We start from the raw sequence: 24,815 nt of genomic DNA, 5'->3' as shown, positions 1-24,815 counted from the left end.
ATGTGCCGATATGCTGATCAGCTCATCATTCGCCTCATTATTTGACCTTGCGAATAAAGAAAATCAGGCAGACACCGACGGCCGCCAGAACAGCCGCCAGTGGGAAGACCCCGCTATAACCGACAATCTTGATGATCGCGGCAGAGAAAATGGGTCCCAGCACCTGACCTCCGTTATTGGCAATGTTGAGAATACCAAGATCCTTGGCTGCTGTCCGCTGATCAGGCAGCACTTCTATATTCAGCGCCTGGTCCACGGAATTGAACATTCCCATGCCAATGCCCACAACCACGGCGTATGCCAGCATAATGAAGGGACGATTGGTCAAAGCAGGCAGAAACGACCCAACCGCTATCAGCAGACCTGCGATGATGACCGGTACTTTCCGTATATGCAATTTGTCAGAAACAGGACCGGCGCCGATGCACATGACGATTGCGGTCACCATCATGATCATGGAAATAGCCGAGACATATGCCTGCAGAGCGTTGCCTTTGAGCATTACATAGTCGGTCAATATGTAAAGCTGATATCCAGAAATCGCGAATGAAGCGGTTTGTATGCTGAGCTTACCGAACAAGGCCAGGTAATAGTCCCGCACATGATGGGTCGGGAATACAAAATTATCGGAGAACGTCTTCCACGTTACCGGAGAAACAGGCATGTTTTTAGTCGAACCTTCGCGCAGTATCAGAGCAGCCACAGGACCCGACAATAAAGACATGACTGCCAAAACCAAAAATCCGGTCTTAGGCATAGGCAGGAAGAAAGAGGCCAACATCTGCCCACCGTATTGTCCGGCCGAATTGCCGAGTGCGTAGACGGAAGATATCGTTCCACGGTACTTCGGCGCAGTCCGATCGGCAATAACCGCAATCAACGGCGCCACAATCATATTCAGGAAAATCATATATACCGAATCCGATAGGACCACTTGCCACACGGCAGAACATTGGCCCCAGAACAGCACACAGACAAAGGTCCCAACTGATCCGGCGACGATCCATGGCGTCCGACGACCCCATCGAGAACGTGTCCGATCCGACAGGCCGCCTTCCACGATGTTGGCGATAGTGGATACGATCATGGCCACCGTCGACATCAATGCGATATCGCCCGTTTTATTGGCAGGATCTATTCGCGCCACTTGCTGAGGAACCAGAACACCTACCAGGCCGAGATACGGTCCCAACCAAAGCAGGACACCAAGTGCGAGCGCCACACCCGTGCGCACAGGAACGCGATGCTGTTGATCATCACGGGGAGTCATCCAGGCAGCAGAGGGTTCATTATCCGTCTCCGCAGTCTTCCCTTGCGCACTGTTCATTGACCTTGCGGAATCCATATCATCCTCACCTTCCTGAATCCATAGGATTGTCGGCAAGGACCTGCGTCTCCTGTAGTAGAACCACGTCCCAGGGGCCCAGCTCAACACTGCTCAAAGGCTCATTCTTGCCCAGCAATGTACATGAAACAGGCACGGCGATCCTGTGCGTCTGCCAGCTCCAGTTGAAGAGGAAATGCAGCCGTCGGCCATATCGATTGACTGCCGAGGAGTGCGATATTGTCGTCTGACCAGCCAACCACGGATCGTCTGGAAGCAGATAGTCGAACAACGAAGCAGCCAGAGCCTCGTTGGGGACCGTGCCGATCATCGTTACTCTTCCCTGACCGGCAACATGGCTGGTGATCAGGGGAAATTGTGAGAAGTGGGGGTGGTTGCTTGTAGCCAGAATTTCCGCTCCCTCGCTCTGTAGACAATCAATCCACTCAGTGGCAGCAGATCCAGGACGCAATTTAAATGAGTCCGTTCCCTTAACTGATATAGGGGATTTGATATTGGAAAATTCCTGATAGTCCGCGCCAGCAAGATCATCAAGCATTGACGGTTTGGTTTCCATACGCGCACGTGCGTACTGATCCGCATATGCCGTACGCGGTCCCAGGACCAGATGCCCGCCGGCTTTTACATATTCACGCAACCAGGAGAGCAAGGCATCAGAGCATATATACGCCCCTGGAACCAGCAGCAGGGGGTACTGGTTGACGAATGCAGTCGGCGCGACTACAGGTTTTTCAGCAGAGCCATCGATAAGATGCGTATCCTGAATCATTCGCACCTGATGCCCAGTGCGGAATGCACCACGATAAAAAGCCGTAAGCATATGATCATACAATCCGGCATTGCGTGCACGGTGAGCATCTCCTGCACCATTTATCGCTGTGTATGGTTCGAATGTCAGGCCCCAACGTGACCCGACTGAATACAGGATGGCCACATCAGCATCCGGCTTAAGGTCCGTCACTGCATCGCCGGCAGCTGCCAGCTCTCCGCCAAGCTGAGATATCTCCGCATAAACACGTCCCGGCTTGCGGTCATGGGGGAGAATACCTCCCCAATACATCTCAGTACCATAATGCAGCTGCTGCCAATGCCAGTATTCGATGAGATCCGCTCCACGCGAGACGAATTGCCAACCAGCTTGGCGCCATTGCCCCTTATAGCCAGGGAAGTTGTCTGCGGAGCCGCCGATGGGTCCGCCGTCCGTTTCCAGCACAAAGAAAGGAGCGGATTTCAGCGAATACGTCCTATCGGCCATCTGGGCAATCGTCCAGGGGCCAGAAGGATACCAAGCATCTTCTGCCATATCCGGTTCAGGCAATTGCAAGCCGTCTTGCATATGGAAATACGGATCTGAACCTGCTACATCCAAATGCTCGGAAGACCTGGCCTCATCAACAGCCTCACGCCCCAAAGCCATATTCACCGTGATGAATTGATCGGAGCGACAATGCTGACGGATCAGGCGACTTTGCCAGGCGAGCATATCATCGGTGAGCAGCGCCTGATAACGATGCCAGGCAATATCGTATTGTGGCTGGCAGTTGCCTTCGGGCTTCCATAAGTCATCCCAAGTAGATAACTCATGAGACCAGTACGTCAACCCCCATGCCTTATTCAGATGTTCCACGCTACCGTATTCTTTACGCAGATAATCTTTAAAACCTTCGAAGGCATCTGTGGAATAGTTCAGCCGTAAGCCAGGTTCATTATGTAATTGCCAGCCGATGACTGATGGATGCCCGGCATAGCGATCCACAATCTTGCCGATAAGCCTGGCTGCGTAATACCGAAACACAGGGTGGCTATAGCTATGCTCCTCTCGCGAGCCGAAAGGAACCTTCTGACCATGGTCATCGCTCAAGGCAATCTCTGGATACTTACGCACCATCCATTGAGGTATGGCAAAGGTCGGCACCCCAATAATCGCTTGGATATTGTTCTCAGCAGCCTTATCGAGAACCGGCTCCAGCCAATCTAGTGAGAATTGTCCGTCTTCCGGTTCCCAGTGTGACCAGCTTCCTTCGCCCACACGGATCACATTGATATGGGCTTTACGCATGAGTTGCATGTCGGCATCAAGGTTCGAGCTGGGTTGATATTCGTCATAATACGCAGCGCCGAACAGTATATGGTCGAGAGACTTCATTGCCTTCCCTTTCTTAAGTGAACGTTCACTTAATAACTGCAAAGAATGCATAGCAATAAGTTAACATTGAATTACAAGCAGCTATGCATGTTATGCAGCAGTTGCATAATAAGCACGTTCACATTTACTGTCAAACGCATGTGGGGGCGCCGGAACGCTATCCTCTTGTCGACTCCCGGATGATCAGTCGAGGCTGCATCAGCAATTTCTTGACGCTTGCTCCATGAATCATGTCGATCGCACGTGAGACCGCCCGACTGCTGAGCGCGTCAAAATCCTGCTGAACGGTGGTCAGGGATGGAATCGTATAAGCCCCCATAGGAACACCATCGAAACCGGCCACCATCACATCATCAGGCACACGCAATCCACGATCACAAAAAGCTCTGATAAGCCCTATGGCCATTTGATCATTTGCCGAGAAGACGGCATCCGGCAGGTCATCGGCCATATCAAGACCAACGCGATAGCCCGACTCCTCGCTCCAATCACCTCGATAAACACGGCCCGCTGTCAGTGCGTAACGCGATGATGCCTGCATCCACTCCTCTAAACGGGCTTCAGACGAATACCATCCGTGGGGACCAGAAAGGTGGTCGATGCGTCGTGCCCCTTGAGCCACCAGATGATCCAACAAAGTGCGCACACCCTGTTGCTGATCAGTATCGACCACGGAGAATTGTCCTTCTTGGGCGCAGGAGGACCCGATACTGACAAGGGGCAGGTCAGCAACCATTCTGACGACAGGCTCTATCCATGTCTCTGTTGAGAGCACAATAATTGCCGAGACGTCATATTCAAGCAACTTGCCGACAGCTCGTTGGACATCATTGTCATTGTTGTTTTTCAGCAGGGATATCTTTGCCAAATACCCTTGTTCACCCGCAGCCTTTTCTACATTCCACAAGAGCTGACCTGGCCCAAACTGCTGCGAGTCCGAAGCGAGGACACCGATTCCATTAGAAACCGAGCTCTTCAGAGCCCTAGCATTCTCATTACGGTGATATCCAGTTTTCCGTATGGCAGCTCTGACCGCTTGCAACGTTTTTGGGCGCACAGATCCAGGGTCATTCAACACTCGAGATACTGTTTGATGGGAAACGCCGGCCACGCGTGCCACATCCACAATGGATACGGACCGTTTCCGTCCTTGCCCACTCCGCACAGTGTTCACACCCCTATTATTTGTGTCCTCTGCCTTGCGTACTCCCGTGAACTGCCAGCACAGAATATACGCACTATATTGCTTAGTGTACCGACGACGCTCTATGAGGCAGCTTTCCGCTGCTTCTCCAGCGGTAAATCACGTGTATTCATGTTTATCACCTCGCCGTATGTCTGCACCGCAGAACGCACCCACATCTGCCAGAACGACCATCGCCTAGAGTAGATAAGGAAGCATCGCAGCATCAAGGTACCAAAGGAGCGGCCATCATGAGACCAATGTCGGACTATGCCAAGGACCTGCAGCACTCGGGCATGATCGCCCGTGATCTGGACGAGACCATCGACTTCTACACCAACAAACTCGGGTTCGAGCTGGTCGGCATCTACCCCAACGGAGAGAACCGCTGCGCCTTCCTGCGTCTGGGACATTTGACCATCGAAACCTGGGAGGGCGAGCCTGCGCCCATGAGCACCGGAGCCATCAACCACTGGGCCCTGGACGCGCCAGATATCGATGCCGCTTACGAGCATGCCCTGGAGATGGGATTGAAGATCAAAGAGGACTCCATCCAGTCCATTCCCACCTTCTGGCAGCGCGGAATCCGCTACTTCAACGTCATCGGCCCCAACCAGGAAACCATCGAGTTCTGCCAGATTCTCTGAATCTTCTCTTAATATCCAGTAACTCTCTACTCTTGCAGACACCGAGGAATGCAGATGGCCAATCGCGTAATATAGCAGCCCTCGCCCCCCCCCCAACGACGACTGCCGCATAACATTCATGTGAGCAAAGCGACAAAATTCTCAGGGTTCCCCTCAGTTAATTGAGTGGTTGGATAATCTGTGTCTTCGCGCCTTATTCCAAGCTTCCGGCAATCTAGGAACGCCCAGAATAACCCCAGTCACCGCCGGTAATATGGAAGAAGTATCCAAAGATGGATGCATTGCAATGAAAAGAGGTTTCTATGACGAACATTCATAATGTCACGGTTGCCGGCGGCGGGGTGCTTGGCAGCCAGATTGCCTATCAATCAGCCTTCAAGGGTAAGAAGGTAACGATCTACGACATCAACGACCAGGCTGTGGCGGCTGCCGAGGAGCGCGTCAAGAACCTGCGCGATTCCTACAAGCACGACATCAATGCCACTGATGAGCAATTCGACGCCGGGCTGAACAACATGTCCTTCACCGCCGACATGGCCGAGGCCGTCAAAGACGCTGACCTTGTCATTGAAGCAGTCCCGGAGAAGCCCTCGATCAAGCATGACCTTTATCAGAACCTGGCCAAGCTGGCTCCCAAGGACACCATCTTCACCAGCAACTCCTCCACCTACGTACCCAGCACCTTCGCAGCCGATACGGGCAGGCCGGACAAGTTCCTGAACATGCACTTCGCCAACCAGGTTTGGCTGTACAACACGGCTGAGATCATGGGTACCGATCAGACCGACCCTAAGGTCTTCGACGAAATCGTGAACTATGCCAAGGAGATCGGCATGGTTCCCATCGTCCTGAAGAAGGAACAGCCTGGATACGTCCTGAACACCCTCCTCATCCCCCTGCTTGAAGCCGCCTCCTACCTTTGGGGTCAGGGCATCGCGGATCCGGAGACCGTGGACAAGACCTGGATGATCGCAACAGGCGCACCCATGGGACCCTTTGCCATCTTTGACGTTGTGGGACTGCGGACCGCCTTCAACATCACCAAGGAACAGCGGGGAGACAACCCTGACTTCAAGCCCTTCCTGGAGAAGATCCAGAAGATGATGGACGAGGGCAAGACCGGCAAGGATTCGGGAGAAGGGTTCTACACCTATCCCAACCCCGCCTTTGCGGATCCTGACTTCCTGAAGGCCTGACAAGGTACGGCAGGAATACGGCAATCCAGACAGTCGGCCAGAGGACAAGCGATTGATCGCTGAACTGTAGTCCGACGAAAATCGAATGACCCCAACGAACTCCTTTCACGGAATCCGCTGGGGTCACCTATCAGAAATCTCCGAACCGCCATACAACATGTCGTACGGTCGGACCCTGGTTTCAGATAACAGTATTGGTCACGATGTCGTGGTAAACTCCGGCACTCTTCTTGGGGGTGCGATCGAAGGTACCGTGCTCACGGTCCACTGAGCAAAGGCCAAAGTGAACGTCGAAGGCACTGATCCACTCATAGTTGTCCAGAAGCGACCAGTGGAAGTAGCCGAGGACCGGAACACCATCACGGACGAGTTCAATCAAGGGCGGTATGGACGCTTTGAGGAAGCGGCACCGCAGCTCATCATCCTGCGTGGAAACACCATGCTCGGTGACAACAACAGGCAGGCCCGTCAGATGATGGATGTAATTGACGGCATTGACCAGCGACTCGGGGTGGAGGGCGGTACCGGTCTCGTTGACCTCTTCGCCTGGCTGAGCTGGGATGGGACCATCGTCGCCGAATATCTCACGCTCATAGTTCTGGACGCCAACGAAGTCGTCTCCCTGGACGGCCTGAGCCCAAGGACCATAGCAGGACCGACGCTTGGCCATGGCTAACTTCTTACCCTCCTCAGTCCTATAACTTTCGTCAATTACAGCCAGGGAGAGGCCCACTGGCAGTTCGGGACGGACCGAGCGCACAGCCTGCACGGCAGCACGATGGGCGCGGATGAAGCCGAACTCCAACTGGGTCACCTCTTCAGGGATGACCACATTGCCTGAACGGTACTGTTTCACACCGGCCTTCTTAGTGGCCGCGTTGATGCATGCGCGCTGAAGGTCCACCGCCTCCTGGGGCAAGCTCCCGTTGTCCAGAATCCTAGGCAAATCAGGTTCATTGAATGTGACGGCCAAAGCCACCCGGTCCCCAATCCGGTCCAGAACACGAACGCACTCATCGGCGAACATGGCGGGAGCATCATGATTGAGCCACCCTCCCTTGGCTGCGAACCAGCTAGGAATCGTGAAGTGGCAGAGGGTGATCGCAGGATCAATCCCGCGCTCCAGGCACCCGTCCACCATACGATCGTAATGATCCAGGGCATCCTGGTCGACATTGCCCTCCTCGGGCTCAATCCGCGCCCACTCGACGGAGAAGCGGTAGGAGTTGAGTCCCATCCCTTTAATCAAGTCCAGATCGTCGGCCCATCGTTCCCAACTCCTGCAGGCATCTCCGGCTGGTTCCTTGAATACCGAGGGAGAAACGCTCTCCAGGAAGGTGGTATCGGCAGCGGTGTCACCTCCGTCCACCTGATGGCCGGCCGTAGAGGCCCCCCACAGAAAATGATCAGGCAGGATTGCTGTCATGGTAATTACTCCTTTTCCTTTGTGTGCAAATCTTGTTTTTTCAGACCAGCCAGAAAGCTCCTGCAGACCCGCTCTATCTCGTCTGCTCCCGGAACGTACCCCTGCTGGGAGGCGACATCGGGCAAACGGTCCAGATCCGCATCCAACCACGGCTTAGCCGCTTTGGTAAAGGCCACATCCGCCTGATCACCTGCATAAACCGGCGATCCGGATAACGTCAGAGCTTCGGTCAACCGGTCCATGGACACGGTCGAATCAATCAGGTCGCGAATAGTTCGGATCGGACTCGATGGCCCGCAGACCTGGTCTAATGGAATGTCCCAGGCATACCGGCCATGTCGGCAAGTCTCTTCCCTCGCTCCCGGCAGAGCTACACAGGCCTGGACGCCGACAGGAATCTCCAGCTCCAGATGGAATATTTGGCCGCAGATCGCCCAATTCAATCGAATAAGCCCGTAGGGCGTCTCCTGACTGATATCGACATGGGCGATTGCGGGATCGACAACTGGAGATACACAGACCTTCCTCCAACCTGGTTCGCGCATCTGCAGGCCGGCCAGACCCTCAAGCATCCAATGGACAATGGCACCCAGAGCGTAGTGGTTGAACGAAGTCATCTCCCCAGGGTTGATTGAACCGTCGGGCAGCATGGAATCCCACCGCTCCCAAATGGTGGTGGCTCCCATTGTGACTGGATAGAGCCAGCTGGGGCACCGGTCCTGCAGAAGGAGACGAATGGCCAGGCGTGGATGCCCACTTTTAACCAGGGCCGGGCATACCAGGGGTGTGCCGAGGAAGCCGGTGGAAATACGGAAACCGCTGACCCGAATGATGTCAGCCAGGCGATCACCCGCACCCTGACGCTGGTCTGGGGTCTCCAGAAGGTCCCAAACCAGCGCCATGGCGTAGACCGAGGCACAGTCAGAAATAATTGCACCGTTGGCAGTCACGTATTCTTCGCGGAAGGCACGAGCCACCTGGTCGGCCAACAGACTGTAGTGATCAGCCTGGTCCTCTTCTCCCAGTGCCTGGTGCGCCCGAGCCACCAGACGGGCCGAATGAGCAAAGTACGCAGTGGCCACTACATCCGGGTCGGCTTTGGAACCCCCGGGATTGTCTGGCGGTGCATCCGGATCCAGCCAATCACCAAACTGAAAGCCTCCACGCCAGAGACGGGAGCCCCCGCAATGGACTTCGACACCGTCTACGAACCGGTCCATCATGGGCAGGAAGCGACGCAATACCGCCTTATCCCCTGTAGCCTGATAGATCGCCCAAGGGACAAGTACAGCCGCATCCCCCCAGCCACAAGTCAGTTTGGGTCCGTCCAAAACGTCTGGCACTACTACGGGGATCCCCCCGTCAGAAGCCTGGGTGTCAGCCATATCCTCCAACCAAGATGCCAGAAATCCTCCGGCACGGAAGAGGGCGAGTGCCGTTGGAGCGAACATGGCAATATCGCCAGTCCAGCCCAGGCGCTCATCACGCTGGGGGCAATCAGTGGGAAGCACGATGAAGTTGTCCATAGTGGACCAGCGGGCGTTCTGGAAAAGCCGATCCAGCTCGGCTCGCGAGGACTTGAAAGTTGCCAGAGGCTTCATCTCGGCTGAGACCAGACAGGCTTCCAGATCCTGAGCCTGAAAATCCTCCACACCATCCACCTGAACATAACGGAAACCATGCTGGGTGAAGAGGGGCTCCAGGTCTTCCTCGCCTCCGGAGAGGATGAAACGATCTGTCGCCTTCGCGTTGCGAAGAGGACGAGTACCTAGTTCACCTTTTTCAAGCACCTCGGCATGGCGGAGGATCACTTCCTGCCCAAGTTGCCCGTGCCTGATGTGCATGCGGACCCAGCCGGACACGTTCTGGCCGAAATCCACAATTTTCCCTCCGGATGGGGTTGTAATGATCTCCAGGCCTGGCAAGCGATCAAGAATCCGCGCGGACGGTGCCTCCTGTGGTCTGATCCGCGCCGCCGGCATCGGCAAGGCCCGAACCGGGTGGGTCTGTCCCCCCTGGTTGAGCAGCGGAATGCGCATGTCCCGGGTTTGCCCGTCATAGAGGTCATTCGCCAGAATGGGCGAAGACCTCCACGTCCAATCCTGATCGGTGGCAAGCCTGTGCTCCCCATCCTGGTCCCGCCAGAATAGATTGGCCAGAAGCCAGAGATTCTTCCCATAGACTTCGGTTCGGCAGGTCCAGGTGAGTTGACCACGGTACCACCCGTTGCCCAAGATGACTGCAAGTTCGTGCCGGCCCGGAGCAAGCACCTGTGTCAGATCGTAGGTCAGAGCATTCATTCGTTTTCTGTAATCAGTCCAACCGGGCGTCAACTCATCGCAACCGATACGGCATCCATCCAGATAGGGGATGAAAATACCTCCCGCTGTCAAATCCAGGCGACCCAGATCACACCCCTGACCCACGGTAAAAGACCGCACCATGATAGGCGCTGGATCTTCCCGGCCAACACCCGGATCAGGCTCAATCGGTGAACCCGACCAGTCCTCATTGCTGAGCAGTCCGGTCTCCACCAGAGTTGGGTCGGACCAGGAGGACCAGTTACCGTCTTCTCCTGCAACCCGAACTCGAACACGGGCGCACTGACGCGACTTCAAAGGGGTGCCAGGCCAAGGCAGGCAAATCTGATCCGCTCCTTCAAAGTCGTGAATCTGAGGTGGCTGCCCACCCTGGGCGATCTCAACCTGGGCTCGATGCTGCTCCCAGCCGTGAGGAGCTGAAAGAATCCTCCACGAAAGAGAGGGCCTCCGATCCTCATATCCTATGACCCGATCAGCTACAGGGTGTTGCCCGAAACCAACCTTGCCGACGGTCACTGCTGTCATGGTCATGCACCCTTCCCCTTCCTACTTGACTCCCCTGATGAGAGGCATTATGACTACACTGCAGAGACTGAGCACTGCACCGATGAACCAAAGCAGCGGGTAATTGTTCCCACCGGCGCTGTTGATGACAATAGGGGCGACGGCGGGCACCAGAACGTTGGCCCCGTTCAGAGCCAGTGCGAAGACGCCCATATCCTTGCCAGCATCCTTGCTCTCAGGCAGGACGGCGGCGCAAAGGGCCAGATCCACGGTCAGATACATGGCCTGCCCCACGCAGAAGATCTCCCAAGCAATCAGGAATTGAGTGAAGCTATGGGATGTCCCGCCCAAGCAGAGAGCACCAGCCATTATGATGGCGGCCAGAATGACAAAGGGCTTCTTCCGACCCAGACGATCGGTCAGAAATCCCGAACACGAGAAGAAAATGACCGATATTGGCGCCGAGCACAGCGTAAGCAGTCCGGCCTTGCTCCCCACTTGGTTGAGGGGGACGCGCAGACCGGAGATCAGGTAGTAGACGAAGTAGGTCTGCATGGAAGCCATGGCCAGACCGACAAGGAAACGCGCCAACCAGGTCCATCCGAAGTTGGGATGTTTGCGGGGGTTGACGAAGAAACCACCAAAGAGTTTTTTCAGGCTGAGCGGTGGCACCTGGCTGCGCTTCTTAACCGGGTCACGGTATAGGAGAAGCAGAGGAATCGAGGTGAGCAAACCAAGCAGTATGGGCACTGTCATGAGCAGAAGGCCGTTGCCCACCAAGGCACCCGTGAAGTAGGTGCCTGCCGAAAACGAAAGGGCCCCAAAGAGTCCCATCAGCCCCATGACTGTTCCTCGTCTATTCTCCGGTACTCCCTCCACGGCGATGACCGAGTAAGCGTTGAACCCGGCCTGCATGAAAACAACAGCGATCACATAGGCAACCCCCATGATCCAGACGTTGGTGGAAAGGCCCACGACTGCTGCCGCCGCGAGACAGACCAGGAGGCAACCTACAATCCAAGGCCGACGGCGACCGAATCTGCTTGTCGTCCTGTCTGAGAGACCTCCGACCAAGGGAATGAAGAAGAGCATGAGCAGAGAACCTACCGAAGTTATACGGCTGTAGACCGTATCTTTCTGGTCCGGCATGACTGAAGCTACTCGTAGGGAGAGCGCCGTACCCAGACTCATGCACATGATGTAGAGACCAACTGCGGCAATCAGGACTAAAGCGATGGTCTTGCGCGGGTCGGGATACTCAGAAGGTAGATACCCTGGATCATGATCCGGCTTCCTGCCTGGTTCACTCATGTCAAGTCCTCCTTTGGACTGTAAAACTCGTTTACTTCTTTCCCGGGTGCATGCCCTCCGTAATCTGCATCCAGATCCGGTCACCGTTGCTACTTCGCATCGTCGTTTCCTGGCCACCAGCTCCCTAGATCTGATCCAACCCGGGTACACATCCGTTTTTATTCGTCCTGTGAAAGGAGCATGAAGTTGATTCCCACTCAATGGAAAAGACTTGGTTTGACCCAGTAGATCTTCGTATGGTTGCCGGTAAAGGATATGGGAGCATATTAGAGCTATGGCAGCAACTCATTATTCCGGCAGATCTACACGCAGCGGTGTGCTTGACCGCACATTCGCCATATTGACTTGCTTCACCTCTGATCAGCCCTCACTGACACTGACCCAGATCATGCACCGGACTGGCCTACCTGCCAGCACCACCAGCCGGTTGCTAAAGGAACTCACCTCTCACCAGGCTCTGAGCAGGGACCGGTCAGGCTCCTACTCCATTGGCCCCTTGCTGATGGAGATCGCTCAATACGCCCAACCCATGCTCTACATCCGTGAGGCAGCCTCCCCGGTCCTGGACAAACTGTCAAGAATGACTGAAGAGCACATCCAGCTGGGAGCCCTAGACGGCCAGGAGATGGTGGTCCTGGACAGACGAGAGGGGAGACCTCGGATTCCGGTCTACTACCATATCGGCGACCGCCTGCCCGTAGTCCCCACAGCCGTTGGCAGGGTTCTCCTGGCCTATGCCGACCCAGACACAATCGACGATATTCTGGATCAAGAACAGTTCACTTGGCCCACATGGCAGACACCACGCCCTCCCTCCAAAGCGATCCGCCGTGAACTGGAGAAAATACGCCAGCATCAAGTGGCTCTTCTGAGGACGCCCAAGGCGTCGGTCCATTCAGTGGCATCCCCCATCTTCGGCCATACCGGGGCTGTCATAGCGGCCATAAGCATCGTAATGGGCTCCGACGAGCAACGTCTGGAGCAATATGTACCAATTATCAAGGCCGGGGCCAGGGCCATCACCCATCGGATCAGCGGGCCAAGGCCCTCGCGCATCCTCCCACCCTGGGATGGAGAATGACCTATTCAAGCCACCGCCAGACATCACTACTCCAACCCTCGATTGCATCCCCATCCCGACAGACTTGGCGTCAGCAGCTTTCGATTGCCGAAGTTAGAAAGCGAAACCAACCCAACATGTAAAAGCATATTGGTCAATACCTAACCGTTTCCCTCCATCATTCGACGTTATGTCTCACGGCCGCTCCCGAGCTCACTGCAAAGAATGAACTGGGAGAAAAATGGCCTTGTGGTAAAATGTACATTTATGACATTTTTGTAAAGCATTCGAGAGGAGACCGCTGCGGCAGAAGACAGACCTCGGAGTAGTACAACGGCCCCATGGCCGGAGAAGGAATAATGGTACAAGACGAAACAAATTCGACCAAGCATGACGGTCTCAGCGAGAAACAAAGCAAGAAACAACTGAAGAAGCAGCAGGCCGCGGCAAAACGCAAGGCCCGTAAGCAGAATCCCAGGCCGCATCGGGGCTGGAGCGAGCGCCTGCATTTGACCGACATCAACGTAGTGGACAGGTCCACCCTCAAGCGGGCCATCGCCGGCACCGTGGTCGGCAACTTCATGGAATGGTACGACGTGGGGGTCTACGGCTACCTGGCGGTGACCATCGGCCGTGTCTTCCTGTCCGACGCATCCGATGCCGTGCAGCGGCTCTTCTCTCTTGGTGTTTTCGCCGTCACTTTCGTTGCCCGACCGCTGGGCGGCGTGGTCCTGGGCCAGCTGGGCGACAAGGTCGGCCGTCAGCGCGTTCTGGCCTTCACCCTGCTGAGCATGTCTGCAGCCACCCTGCTGATCGGCCTTCTGCCCAGTTATGCGGCCGTCGGTCCCCTGGCACCTATCCTGCTCATCCTGCTCAAGCTGATCCAGGGCTTCTCCACAGGCGGCGAGTACGCGGGCGCCTCGACCATGGTCACCGAATACTCACCGGACCGGCATCGTGGCTTCTTCGCCTCCCTGCTGGACGTGGGATCCTACCTGGGCTACGCCTTCGGAGCAGCCTTGGTCTCCCTCCTGGAGTTCTCCATCTCCCCAGAAGCCATGCTGGCCTGGGGCTGGCGCATCCCCTTCATCATCGCCCTGCCGCTGGCTGCCATCGCGGTCTACTTCAGGGCCAAGGTCCAGGACACCCCTGCCTTCCGTCAGGCCCAGGATGCAAGCGACGAGAAGACCAAGAGCCAGCACAAGAGCCTGCTGGACCTGATCCGGGGCTACTGGCGGGAGCTGCTCATGGCTTTCATCCTGGTGGCCGCGGCCAACACCCTGAGCTACACGCTGACCGCCTACATGCCCACCTACCTGTCGGGCACCCTGCACTACAACACAGCCCAGGCCAACCTGCTCTCCCTGCCGGTCCTGCTCATGGTGGCCTGCTGCATCCCCATCACCGGAGCCCTTTCCGACCGCTTTGGCCGCAAGAAGGTGCTGTTTATGGGAGCATTCACTGGACTGTGCCTGTCCCTGCCCGCTTTCCGACTGTTGGAGCATGAAACCACGGGTGCCGTCTTCGGCGGACTGGTCCTGCTGGCCATCCCAGTCATCTTCTTCGTGGCCAACCTGGCATCCACCCTGCCGGCTCTCTTCCCAACCGCGTCCCGTTACGGCGGCATGGGACTGTCGTACAACCTGGCCGTAGCCGTCTTCGGCGGAACCGCGCCTGTCATCATGGAAGGGCTGGTGACCGCGACCGGCAAGTCCCTGGCACCTGCCTACTGGATCATGTTCACCTCGACCTGCGGTCTGATCACCGTGCTCTTCCTGGCCGAGACCGCCCGGCGCCCCATGCCCGGCACCCTGCCCACCGTGCTCAACCGGCAGGAGGCACGCGACCTGGTGGCCACACAGGACCGCAATCCCGACCTGGACGTGAAGACCATCATCAAGGATGCCGAAGAGAGTGGCGTGCGCAAGACACCGAAAAAGCTGGTTGCCGAGACACGCAAACTTCTGGGCATTCCCCGCTCAGGAGCCAAGAACAAGAAGTAACGACCGCCGTCAGGCCGAGCGAACCGGATGATTGACCAAATCGCGCTCGATCCAGGCCATGACCAGCCTGGCCAGGGCGTCCACCTCCGCATCGGTCAGAGCCCGTCCGCGCGGAATGTGGTGCCAGCGCTCGATGCACCCCCGGCAACAGGTGGCCGTGGCATGCTGTGCCGTGAAAACCGGATGCCCCCGGTAGGGGGTCTGCTTGCCGTCCTTGAGCGGATGGGCCGGCCCCACACGCTTGGCCAGCATCTCATGAGCGTGGCGGTCGATGGTATCCCTGCCCTTGGCGCGGGCGTAGGCGCGATCCTTGGCCGACAGGGAGAAACCAGCCCGGAAGCGTGAATGCCCCAATCTGGCAAGAGTGTCCTGGACCCAGGCCTCATCTGGCCTGGCCGCCGCTGATCCGCTGCTGGACATTTCCCGCTCGCCTCCAGGTTCAGCCTTACCAAAGAGTCTGTACCCAGGCAAGGTTCCCCATGCGGAATAATTCAGCGAACATGACACCGATAGGGACCAGTGTCAGGGGTAGGGTGAAGACAGTACTTGTATCCACCAACTACCAGACCCGCCATGTTCGGTCATGTCCGGGTCACACAAGGGGGCTTTATGGCCAAAAGCAAGATGACTGTAGCCGAGATGATCGGGCTCTTCCTCACCCCTGACGCGCCTGTGCAGGTGACCGCCTTCGATGGGTCGGTCTTCGGGCAGGACCAAGCGCCACTGCATCTGGAAGTCAAGAATTCCCGTGCCATGTACTACATCACGGAAAATCCCAACGACCTGGGTCTGGCCCGCGCCTACCTGCAGGGCGATCTGGATTCACCCGAGCTGCTGCCGGGCAACCCCTACCAGGTCCTCAAGGAACTGATGGGCCTCAAGCACTTCGTCAAGCATCCCAGCAAGATGGAGCTGGCCCGGGCGGCTGGAGCCGTCTTCTCGCACGGAGTGCGCGTGCCCGAACCGCCAGCCATCGAGGGACCTTCCCTGGCCAAGCGACTGACCGAAGGCATCCGCCCCCACACCCGCCGTGGCGACGCAGCCACCGTCAGCTACCACTACGACCAGTCCAACGACTTCTACCGGCTCTTCCTGGGCTCCTCCATGACCTACACCTGCGCCGTCTTCGAGAAGGAGGACGACAGCCTGGAGGACGCTCAGTGGCACAAGCTCAACATGGTCCTGGACAAGATGCACCTGAACAAGGGCGACCGTCTGCTGGACGTGGGCTGCGGCTGGGGCTCCATGGAGATTGCGGCCGCCCGCCGCGGCATTCACGTCATCGGCGTGACTCTGGCTGAGGAGCAGGTGGAGTGGGCCCAGAACTGGATCCGCCAGGAGGGTCTACAGGATCTGGCCGAGGTCAGGCTGATGGATTACCGTGACGTGCCCGAGTCCGGCTTCGACGGAATCTGCTCCATCGGCATGATGGAACATGTGGGCTACAAGCAGTACCCCTCCTACTTCAAGGAGATGATGGACAAGCTGCGTCCGGGCGGCATCCTGCTCAACCACCAGATCACCCGCACCAACTCCCACGACCACAAGCGGGCCGGCGGATTCATCGACCGCTACATCTTCCCCGACGGTGAGCTGGCCAGCCCGGCCGAGATCGAACTGGCCATCCAGGACACCGGCTTCGAGGTCATCACCCAGGAGAACCTGCGTCAGCACTATGCGCTGACCCTCAAGCACTGGACCGAGAACCTCCAGGAGCATTGGGGCCAGGCCAAGCCCATGGTGGGCGAGCCCAAGGCGCGTCTCTGGGGTCTGTACATGGCCGGCGCGCGGCTCAACTTCGAGCTCGACAACATTCAGATACACCAGTTCCAGTGCATCAAGCCTGATCCTGAAACCGGCACGGACACCTATCCGCTGCGGCCCTGGTGGGATCGGTAGTTGGTCTGAGGCGACCGATATAACTACACGACCTATAATATAGAAGGCTTGAAAAGGGGCGAGGAATCAAATCCTCGCCCCTTTTTGTTTCTGCCACCCGTACGGCCCGGTTCTCAGGAAGACCTGTCCGCCGAAGCTTCCAGCCGAGCCAGATCCAAGGCCTTGTTGAAGGCGTCCGAGGTCCAGCTGGCCCCAGCCACCTTGTCCACCTTGAGGTCCTTGAGTGGGCGCCCCTGGACTACTCCAGGCACAGCCCGGGCGAAGCGTTCCATGTGGCCGCGCGAGATGGGCGAATCCGAATGCCCCTGGACTTGGACCCGGGTCACCTGGCCTCCCGACAGGTCCAGATCCACATCAATGCTGTCAGCCCCGTCATGCCCGTATTTGCCCGTCAGAGCGTAGGTGCCATCGTGATAGTTGCCCGTGTCAGCCGGGGCGGTCGGCAGTCCATCACGGGAGACGGCGGTGGGATTACCTTCGCCCGCAGAGCCGGCTCCTGACTCTGGCGCAGAGCTGGACTCTGCGCCCGATCCGGCGAACTCGTCGTCCATGGGCTTGGCCTGCTGACTTCCACAGCCGCCCAGGAGGGAGCCGACCGCCACAAAGGTCGCCAGGGTTGCCGAGGCCGTGGCCAGTCCCCGAGACTTGCTTTTAGCCATTTCAACGCCCTCCTTCTGCATCAGCAGCCGATCCCGGCAGGGAGCCGCCGGTCTTGGCCGTCTTGGTGGGGTCATGGAAGCCCACCGGAATATCCTGGTCCCCGGAATCGACAGGAGTTCCACTGAAGGCCGGACGGCCTCCGGCAGCAAGGTAGGCCCGCTTGGCCTCCTCATCATTCCACTGCTCGCCGGCCAGCACACCGTGGTTGAGCATGATCTCCCGCTGGGCGCAGGAGGCCACCAGGGCATCGTGGGTGACCACAATCAGGGAGGTTCCCTGGTCATGCAATTGCCTGAAGAGGTCCAGCACAATCCGCTCATTGGCCTCGTCCAGGTTGCCAGTGGGCTCGTCAGCCAGGATCAGCTTGGGCTCGTTGATCAACGCCCGGGCCACGCAGACCCGCTGCTGCTCGCCACCCGAAAGCTGACTGGGCAGGTGGCGGGCCCGATCCGCCAGACCCACCCGGTCCAGAGCCTTCATGGCCTGGTCCTCGTCCACCACCGAGTGGTAGTACTGGGCCACCATGACGTTCTCCAGGGCGGTCAGATGCGGAACCAGGTAGAACTTCTGGAAGACCAGGCCGATCACGTTCTTGCGCACATCGGCCAGCTGCGACTGGCTCAGATCCTCCAACGGCCGCCCCTGCAGACGGACCGAGCCCCGGCTGGGGGTATCCATGCAACCCAGAATGTTCATCAGCGTGGTCTTGCCTGAGCCGGATGACCCCACCACAGCCAGCCACTGACCTTGCGGGACGCTCAGATTCAGGTCATCCAGGGCATGCAGATCGCCGTAGATCTTGGATACATGGTCCAGATCCAGCAGCATGCCGCCGCCCGACGGGGACTCGTTCGCCTTTGCCTGCGTCATTGTCATTCCTCCCTCAAAACCAGGGCCGGGTCGATACGCGAAGCCCGGAGGACCGGCCGGATGGATGCGATCATGGATATGGCCACGCTCAGCAGGACCGTGCCCAGGGCCAGCCACCAGTTGAAGCCCAGCGGCCGTTGGAAGACGGACAGGCAGAGCAGCCGGGCGAAGCCATAGCCCAGGGCCGTGCCGATCAGGCCTCCTGCCAATCCGTAGCAGGCCGATTCCGCCAGAAACTCCATAGCTATCCCCCGCGAGGAAGCGCCCAGGGCCTTGCGCAGGCCGATCTCGCTGCGCCGCTGGGAGACGATGGAGGCCATGGTGGTCCCCACGCCCACAAAGGTCAGGACCAGCACCACCACCGAAACCAGCCAGAAGAGCGACTGGAGCATGGCGATGGTATGGCTGTCGCCCGCTGTGATCCTGGTGACCGGCCGGGCCTTGACCCCCATGGAGGTCATGTCGTTGATGCCTGCGGCAATGGTCTTTAGCCCCGAGGTCATGGTGTTGACCGAGTATTCGATGACATCGGTACCCCGCTTGGCCCCGGTCAGGAGCTCCAGATCAGACAGGTCGGCGTAGATGATCCGATCCTCGGGACCACCGGTATCAACAATGCCGCCCACACGAAAGTCACGGCCCTGGCCTCCGGCCTTGCCCGTGTTGGTGACCTGTCCGGCCGGATAGCCGATGGTCATCTGTTTGCCAGTGGTCAGCCCAAGCGAATCAGCCAGGTCCCGCCCCACCATGACCGAACCGGGCCGGGGCCAGGAACCCTCCACGCTCCAGTGGCGGTTGAGCCGACGCACTTGGTCAGGGTGGATGCCGGCCATCACGCGGGCCCCAGCATTGACCTGCACCGTCTCGTATCGATAGGTGGCGTACCTTGCCGGAGCCTTGACGGTCACCATATGGGTGGTGTGGTCCACCATGCCCTGTTCGATGCCGGATCCGGACCGATTGCCCCCCTGAATGGGCGAGACGATCAAATTGGCCCCGTAGGAACGCATCTCCTGGTTGATCTGTCTAGGGGCCTCGATGCAGACCGCCGCCAGGCAGAAGAGTGTGGCCGCCCCCACCAGGGAGGCCACCACCGCCATCAGGGCCCTGCCTCGACGACGGAAGACGGCCCCGAAGAGCATGGTCAGGAACATGCGGGTATTGGTCATATGGCTCTTATGGCGATCAGCGGCCATGAAGCACCTCCGCCGGCCGAAGCCGCAGAATGGATCTGATGGACGAGATGGATGCCAGCAGCACGGTCAGGGCCAGCAGCACGAAAACCAGCACGAAAACCATGGGCCGCATGGTGATGCCTGAGCCGAAGACCACCCTGCCCACGATCTGAGCCACTCCGGAGCCCAGCAGAGCACCGACCAGAGCCCCGGCCAGGGCGATCAGGGCCGTCTCGGCCAGCACCAATCGGGACACAGCCCCGTCGGTGGCGCCCAGAGCCTTGAGCAGGGCGAACTCCGAGGATCGCTCGGATATGGAGGACGCCATCAGGTTGGCCACGGCGATGGCTGCCGCCAGCAGGCTGAGCACGGTCATCAGAATCATGACCGCCTGGGTCTTCTGCAGAACATCGCCCTGCAGGGCAGCCACCTGCCTGACCTGCTTGGCCATGGACCCGGGGATGGCCTCCTCGATCTGGTAGGCGATGGATGAGGGATAGGCCGTGCAGTACCAGGTCTCCCATTCGTCCTGGGAGAGGGCAGCAGGGTTTCGCGCAGCCTTGCGCGCCAGATCGTTCTCGGGCGTGGTCAGGGCCTTGACCTCCACCTGGTCGATCTGATCGGTCAGGCCGGACATCTCCTGTAGCGGCCGGGTAGGCAGGTAGAGGGAGGAGGCATCGGCATCACCGGAGTCGAAGATGCCTACAATGGTGACGGTCCGCCGCTGATCGCCCAGACCGACCTTGACCTGGTCACCAACCTGACTGCCGCCCAGTCGTGCCGCCAGCTCTTTGCCCATCATGGCCTCGGTCCCGCCGCCGGACCCAGCCTCGTCCTTGGGCCAGCGTCCTTGAACCTTCCACCAGGGTCGAAGACCTTTCAGACCCGCAGTGCTGCTCTCGCCGCTGTCCACCTTGACGGTCCGGCCGAACCAGGTGCCCACCAGAGGGGCGCCGACCTGGTCCACAGTGCCACGAAGGTCCAGGCGGGGGGCGAAGTCGATGATGTTGTAGGCCCAGAAGATGGTCTTGATCTTGGGCACCTGGGACTCCTTGAGGAAGGCGGTCGGCGTTGACTCATCGCCTGAGGGGCCGCCCTCCTGGTCGCCGTAGAGGTCGGAGACCACGGCATCCGCCTTGGCCTGGACCGTGATGTTGGATCCATAAGTAGACAGTTCCGCGTTGAGCTTGTCACCGACGTCAAAGACCACCCCCAGCATGGCCGTAGCTACGCAGGCCGACAGGCAAACCGTGACGGCGATGAGCATTCTTCGCCCAAACTGGCGGCTGAATGACCGCAGCATCATTCGCATGAAGAACATACCAACCGCTCCTTCCCTATGTCAGCTCTTGAAGTGCGAGGACAGAGCATCCAGATCGGCGGTGCTGATCAGTATGGCCCCCCGACCGGTCTTATAGGGCAGAGGGACGGGATTGCAGCCGCCCTTGAACCCGATGGTGGCCAGGTTGATGGCTACGTCGCACTTCTTGCAGATGATCTTGCCGTCTTTTTCGTAATAGCCCGCATCACCGCAATTATCGCAGGCATCCAGCCCGACACCATAGGCTGCGCCGTTCTTGCGGATGATGATAAAGCGCATCTCGGTGCCGTCCTTGGCCCGGTAGCTGAATCGATGCAGGTGGCCATCCTCCACCTGGGAGAAACGGATGGTAGCCGTATCGGAGGTCAAGGAATACCGCTCCGGCGGCGAGAGCACAGGCACCTGGTGGGCCTGGGCCGTGCCCACAGTCAGAGCCAAGGTGACGCCAATCATGGCCACCAGACTCCAGACCGCTGATGCCAGGGCCCTTCGGCGGAAGGCACGATGACTGCGGTCGTCAGCTGTGGAGGCTCCGGTCACCGGCATGCGCCAGCCTGCGACCAGGCAGGCCAGGACTGGAATGATGAAGACCAGAACCTGGGCAAGCACCAGGATCAGGTCGGCGTTGTAACCCAGGGCCATGACCCGGAAGGCCCAGCCGTGCAGAAGAACCAGGCCGGTGGTCTGCATCAGGGCCACCAGGGCTACGCCGTGCCGGACCAGCAGCAGGACCACCATGAGCAGGGCGGCCAGACGGAAGGCTATCCGGGGGCAGGAGGTATGCATGGTCCTCAGAATGGCAGCCACCGTCACAGCGGCAGCCAGGCCGAGCAGGAAACCCAGGGCCCGCAGGAGCATGGCCGAGGTCAGCACCGGCTCCCCCGGCTCAACAAAGGCCGTAAGCTGCAGGATGACATCGGGCAGGGCACGGAATGTGGTCAGTGCTATGGCCAGGGCCGCCAAGGCGTTGGCCAGATCCATGGCCCAGGGGCGGCGATGCCAGTCTGAAACCAGCCGGTCGGCGGCCAGCACCACTACGATGGCCGCCAGATCGGTCAGAACGCAGGCTACCAGGGTCGGGTAGTTGACCATGGTCCGGCGATTGATGATCACGGTGGCGCGCAGGAGGGCAAAGACCAACGCCCCCAGCACGCCGACCCCCAGGCCTATCAGCCGCCAAGAGGAGGAACGGGGCCGATCTCGGCCCTCGCCAACCCCCAAAAGCACGCTGAAAACCATGACCAGGAGGGCCGGGGCCAGCGTCCCCGGCAAGACCGTGACAAATTGCTCAAGCATGGCGCATAGCAGCTTACCACTGGTGGGGCGTGTAGTCCCAGTCCCAGCTGACCACGATGGGCTCGGTCCAGAAGTGTCCCTTCACGCCGGTCTCCGGGTCTACGTGTAGCATCCAGCCCTTCTTCTCCGGAGAGTCGATGGAATAGGTCAGCTTGTAGGATCCGGCCTTCTCCATCTTGATGTTGGCTCCGTAATGCGGGCCATCCGAGGCGTTCATCTGCATGAAGGTGCCGGATTGCTTGTCGTTGGGGTCATCCTTGTTCTGGATGGTGTAGTTGACGGTCAGATCCGGAACGAACTCGCCCTTGGCATAGCCCAGGTCGTTGTTGGGCAGGGCGTGGATATCGGCCTCAAGATGCAGGCTGGCATCGGCCGCCTTCAGACCCATGGATGCGGGCTCCATGTCGATGGGCTGGAAGAAGACCGTGCCGATGTTCAGGGGGCCCTTCTGCTGATCGTCGGGCGGGATGGGGATCTCCTCGAACCCGGCCCCCTTGCCCGCCGAGGACTGGGAGGAGCCGGAAGCCTCAGGCGCGGGGGCCTCACGGGTGCCTGATCCGCCGGAGCCGCACCCCGCCAGGGCCAGGGTGCCTGAGAGCACCAGCGCGACCAGGGCGGCCAGTTGTCTTTTCTTCATGATTGTCCTTCGCTCTTTGGTGTTTGCATGGATGCCGTGACCTCAGAAGGCACAGCCCCTTCGACGGCCTGATCGGCTTCCGTCTGATGGACGGCTGTCGACGGCGACCCGCCGGAGTCCTGATTCGACTGCGCCTGCTCCTGCTTGTGCAGGCGGTGGGTCGACACAATTGCCAGCACGACCACGACCAGGGCGGCCAGGATCTGGGCGCCGATGGTCTGTGTGTAGGGATACAGCCCGATCCAGTCGCTGGTGGGCACACCGGGCAGATAGGTGGCCGGCACCAGATCGCCCTCGATCAGGGCATGAACCCCGCCCCCGGCGAAGATGACCACCATGACCGCCATGAGCAGGCTGGTGATGATGAAGAAGGGCCGGATGGGGATCTTGACCGAGGTGAAGCGAATGAGCACGAAGACGATGACCAGGACCACGGCGGCAGCTGCAAAACCGGTCCAAATCTCCCGTCTGCCACCGGGAGCCATGGCGAAGATAGCCTGGTAGAACATGACCGTCTCCGCCCCCTCCCTGAAGACCGCCAGGAAGGAGAGCAGGGCCAGGGAGATCACGCTGCCCTTCGAGATGGCCGCCACCGTCCGGCTCCGGATGTAGTGGTTCCAGGATTCCACAGAGGACTTGGACAGCATCCAGTTACTGGTGTAGAGCAGCATGAGCATGGCCACCAGGGCCACCACGCCCTCCAGGATCTCCTGCTGGGGACCGTTCCCGTTGAAGAGCAGAGTGAAGAGCAGGGCCACCAGCCCGCTGGCCACCAGACCTGCCGCAATGCCCCAGTAGATGTGCCGAATCTTGTCTTTATAGCCGGCCTTGACCAGGTAGGCGATGATGGCCGCCACCACCAGGATGGCCTCCAGACCCTCCCTCAGCAGAACCACGAAAGCCTGGCCGAAGGCGGAAGTCAGGAAGGACGTCCACCCATTGACCTGGTCCGCAGCGCCTCCGTCCAGAGTGGCTGCGTCCTCGACCAGCATGCTCTTCAGGTCGTTCACCAGGGTCTTGGCGGGTTTGCCCGCCACCATGGCCATCCGGGTCTCCTTGAACTGGTACTCGACCTGGGAGACCCTGTTGCCGCTGATGGCATTCATGACGTTCTTTTCGAAGCCCAGCTTCTCGTAATACTGGTAATAGGCCTTGTTGACCAGGTCGGATCCCGCCTGGCCCTGTCCTTTGGACGCCTGGGCGAGCGCCTGGTCGAGAATCGGCGTCATCTCATGGGCCACCTGGGTCCAGGTCCGGTCGCCCTTGCCCTTGTTCCGATGCTTCTTGGCCGCGTCCAGCCGTCGACGGTCCGCCTTGATCTGCTCCTGCTGAGCCTTGGCATAGGCACGGGGATTGGCCAGCCCTTGGGTGGCGTCCAGCTGGGTGGCCGCAGCGGCCAGATCAGCCTTGAGCTTTTCGCTACCCTGGGTCAGGGCCTGCCCGGCATCCGGGGCATAGGCCTGGTTCTGCAGGCCTTGGAACTGCACGTCCAGGGCGTTGCGCCTGTCCTGCCCCAGGGTCGACTCCACGACCGAGACGAATCCGGAGCCCACATAACCCACGTTGTAGGCCCCCATGAATTGCGAGGCAGCCCCGGCGCGATCCCCCCGGGCATAGTCCTTACACCCCTGATCCAGCTGACCAGATATGGAGTCAGCCACCTGGGTCCAGCTGCCATAGTCCGTGGCCCCGCTCGCCGCCATGGCCGACTGCGGGGTTTGCAGGACCAGGAATATCAGGGCCAACAGCAGGCATGAGAGCAGAGAGCCAGCGGTCCTGGCCACTCGCGTCCTGCCGACCTGTGCAACCATGGGC

Annotated in this window: 19 protein-coding genes; 5 read left to right on the top strand and 14 right to left on the bottom strand. The window is 59.0% G+C overall.

Translation table 11 applies throughout. The annotated features are described in order from the left end of the window. Positions 1–37: 37 nt before the first annotated feature. From H3T93_RS04590 to H3T93_RS04580, 3 genes are all read right to left on the bottom strand, one after another. A complete protein-coding gene (locus H3T93_RS04590; protein WP_232348678.1) occupies positions 38–1,345 on the bottom strand; it encodes an MFS transporter in 1,308 nt (435 codons plus the stop codon). A 7-nt stretch (positions 1,346–1,352) separates the two neighbouring features. After that, positions 1,353–3,542, bottom strand: a complete 2,190-nt coding sequence (locus H3T93_RS04585; protein ID WP_144177870.1) for a beta-galactosidase — start codon at positions 3,540–3,542, stop codon at positions 1,353–1,355. 106 nt (positions 3,543–3,648) lie between these two features. Then, complete coding sequence (locus H3T93_RS04580) at positions 3,649–4,611, bottom strand: LacI family DNA-binding transcriptional regulator (RefSeq protein ID WP_144177872.1); 963 nt, start codon at positions 4,609–4,611, stop codon at positions 3,649–3,651. 314 nt (positions 4,612–4,925) lie between these two features. Here H3T93_RS04580 and H3T93_RS04575 point away from each other — a divergent pair, with 314 nt between their 5' ends. After that, the gene (locus H3T93_RS04575) at positions 4,926–5,321 is read left to right on the top strand and encodes a VOC family protein (protein ID WP_144177873.1); all 396 of its coding nucleotides are present in this window, start codon (positions 4,926–4,928) and stop codon (positions 5,319–5,321) included. Between the two features lie 302 nt (positions 5,322–5,623). Continuing rightward, a complete protein-coding gene (locus H3T93_RS04570) occupies positions 5,624–6,517 on the top strand; it encodes a 3-hydroxyacyl-CoA dehydrogenase (protein WP_144177875.1) in 894 nt (297 codons plus the stop codon). Positions 6,518–6,698: 181 nt separating this feature from the next. On the opposite strand, the gene H3T93_RS04565 is transcribed toward H3T93_RS04570, so the two are convergent. Genes H3T93_RS04565 through H3T93_RS04555 form a run of 3 tightly spaced genes read right to left on the bottom strand, consistent with a single transcriptional unit; the run spans position 6,699 to position 12,079 of the window. Continuing rightward, on the bottom strand, positions 6,699–7,943 hold the full coding sequence (locus tag H3T93_RS04565) for a glycoside hydrolase family 1 protein (RefSeq protein WP_144177877.1): 1,245 nt from the start codon (positions 7,941–7,943) through the stop codon (positions 6,699–6,701). Positions 7,944–7,948: 5 nt separating this feature from the next. Further along, positions 7,949–10,795 (bottom strand): alpha-L-rhamnosidase, encoded by a 2,847-nt coding sequence (locus tag H3T93_RS04560; protein ID WP_144177878.1) that lies wholly within the window; start codon positions 10,793–10,795, stop codon positions 7,949–7,951. A gap of 15 nt (positions 10,796–10,810) precedes the next feature. Further along, positions 10,811–12,079: an MFS transporter gene (locus tag H3T93_RS04555; RefSeq protein ID WP_144177880.1), complete on the bottom strand. Its 1,269-nt coding sequence runs from the start codon at positions 12,077–12,079 to the stop codon at positions 10,811–10,813. Between the two features lie 274 nt (positions 12,080–12,353). Here H3T93_RS04555 and H3T93_RS04550 point away from each other — a divergent pair, with 274 nt between their 5' ends. Further along, positions 12,354–13,160: an IclR family transcriptional regulator gene (locus H3T93_RS04550; protein WP_144177882.1), complete on the top strand. Its 807-nt coding sequence runs from the start codon at positions 12,354–12,356 to the stop codon at positions 13,158–13,160. 338 nt (positions 13,161–13,498) lie between these two features. After that, positions 13,499–15,142 carry an MFS transporter gene (locus H3T93_RS04545; protein WP_144177884.1) on the top strand — a complete coding sequence of 548 codons (1,644 nt, stop codon included), beginning with the start codon at positions 13,499–13,501 and terminating at the stop codon, positions 15,140–15,142. Positions 15,143–15,151: 9 nt separating this feature from the next. Here H3T93_RS04545 and H3T93_RS04540 read toward each other — a convergent pair whose 3' ends face one another. Then, positions 15,152–15,562: a DUF4186 domain-containing protein gene (locus H3T93_RS04540; RefSeq protein WP_144177886.1), complete on the bottom strand. Its 411-nt coding sequence runs from the start codon at positions 15,560–15,562 to the stop codon at positions 15,152–15,154. A 189-nt stretch (positions 15,563–15,751) separates the two neighbouring features. On the opposite strand from H3T93_RS04540, the gene H3T93_RS04535 reads away from it, so the two are divergent. Further along, positions 15,752–17,041: a class I SAM-dependent methyltransferase gene (locus H3T93_RS04535; protein WP_045935925.1), complete on the top strand. Its 1,290-nt coding sequence runs from the start codon at positions 15,752–15,754 to the stop codon at positions 17,039–17,041. Between the two features lie 113 nt (positions 17,042–17,154). On the opposite strand, the gene H3T93_RS04530 is transcribed toward H3T93_RS04535, so the two are convergent. From H3T93_RS04530 to H3T93_RS04500, 7 genes are read right to left on the bottom strand one after another with little or no spacing between them, the layout of a single operon-like run. Beyond that, complete coding sequence (locus H3T93_RS04530) at positions 17,155–17,700, bottom strand: FMN-binding protein (RefSeq protein ID WP_144177888.1); 546 nt, start codon at positions 17,698–17,700, stop codon at positions 17,155–17,157. A gap of 1 nt (position 17,701) precedes the next feature. Beyond that, complete coding sequence (locus H3T93_RS04525) at positions 17,702–18,529, bottom strand: ABC transporter ATP-binding protein (RefSeq protein ID WP_110426047.1); 828 nt, start codon at positions 18,527–18,529, stop codon at positions 17,702–17,704. Between the two features lie 44 nt (positions 18,530–18,573). Then, positions 18,574–19,740, bottom strand: a complete 1,167-nt coding sequence (locus H3T93_RS04520) for an ABC transporter permease (protein WP_186363955.1) — start codon at positions 19,738–19,740, stop codon at positions 18,574–18,576. Between the two features lie 16 nt (positions 19,741–19,756). Further along, positions 19,757–21,067: an ABC transporter permease gene (locus H3T93_RS04515; protein WP_144177892.1), complete on the bottom strand. Its 1,311-nt coding sequence runs from the start codon at positions 21,065–21,067 to the stop codon at positions 19,757–19,759. A gap of 21 nt (positions 21,068–21,088) precedes the next feature. Then, entirely contained in the window at positions 21,089–22,363 is a 1,275-nt protein-coding gene (locus tag H3T93_RS04510) for a DUF2318 domain-containing protein (protein WP_144177894.1), read from the bottom strand. A gap of 13 nt (positions 22,364–22,376) precedes the next feature. Beyond that, positions 22,377–23,000 (bottom strand): iron transporter, encoded by a 624-nt coding sequence (locus tag H3T93_RS04505; protein ID WP_144177896.1) that lies wholly within the window; start codon positions 22,998–23,000, stop codon positions 22,377–22,379. Further along, a complete protein-coding gene (locus tag H3T93_RS04500; RefSeq protein ID WP_144177898.1) occupies positions 22,997–24,811 on the bottom strand; it encodes an FTR1 family iron permease in 1,815 nt (604 codons plus the stop codon). Before H3T93_RS04500 ends, H3T93_RS04505 begins: the two co-directional genes overlap by 4 nt. Positions 24,812–24,815 lie beyond the last annotated feature (4 nt).

The organism is Bifidobacterium sp. M0404, from assembly GCF_016101415.1.
GTDB classification, from domain to species: domain Bacteria; phylum Actinomycetota; class Actinomycetes; order Actinomycetales; family Bifidobacteriaceae; genus Bombiscardovia; species Bombiscardovia polysaccharolytica.
Note: the sequence above shows the minus strand (reverse complement) of the source record. Positions and strands in the feature narration are given on the sequence as shown.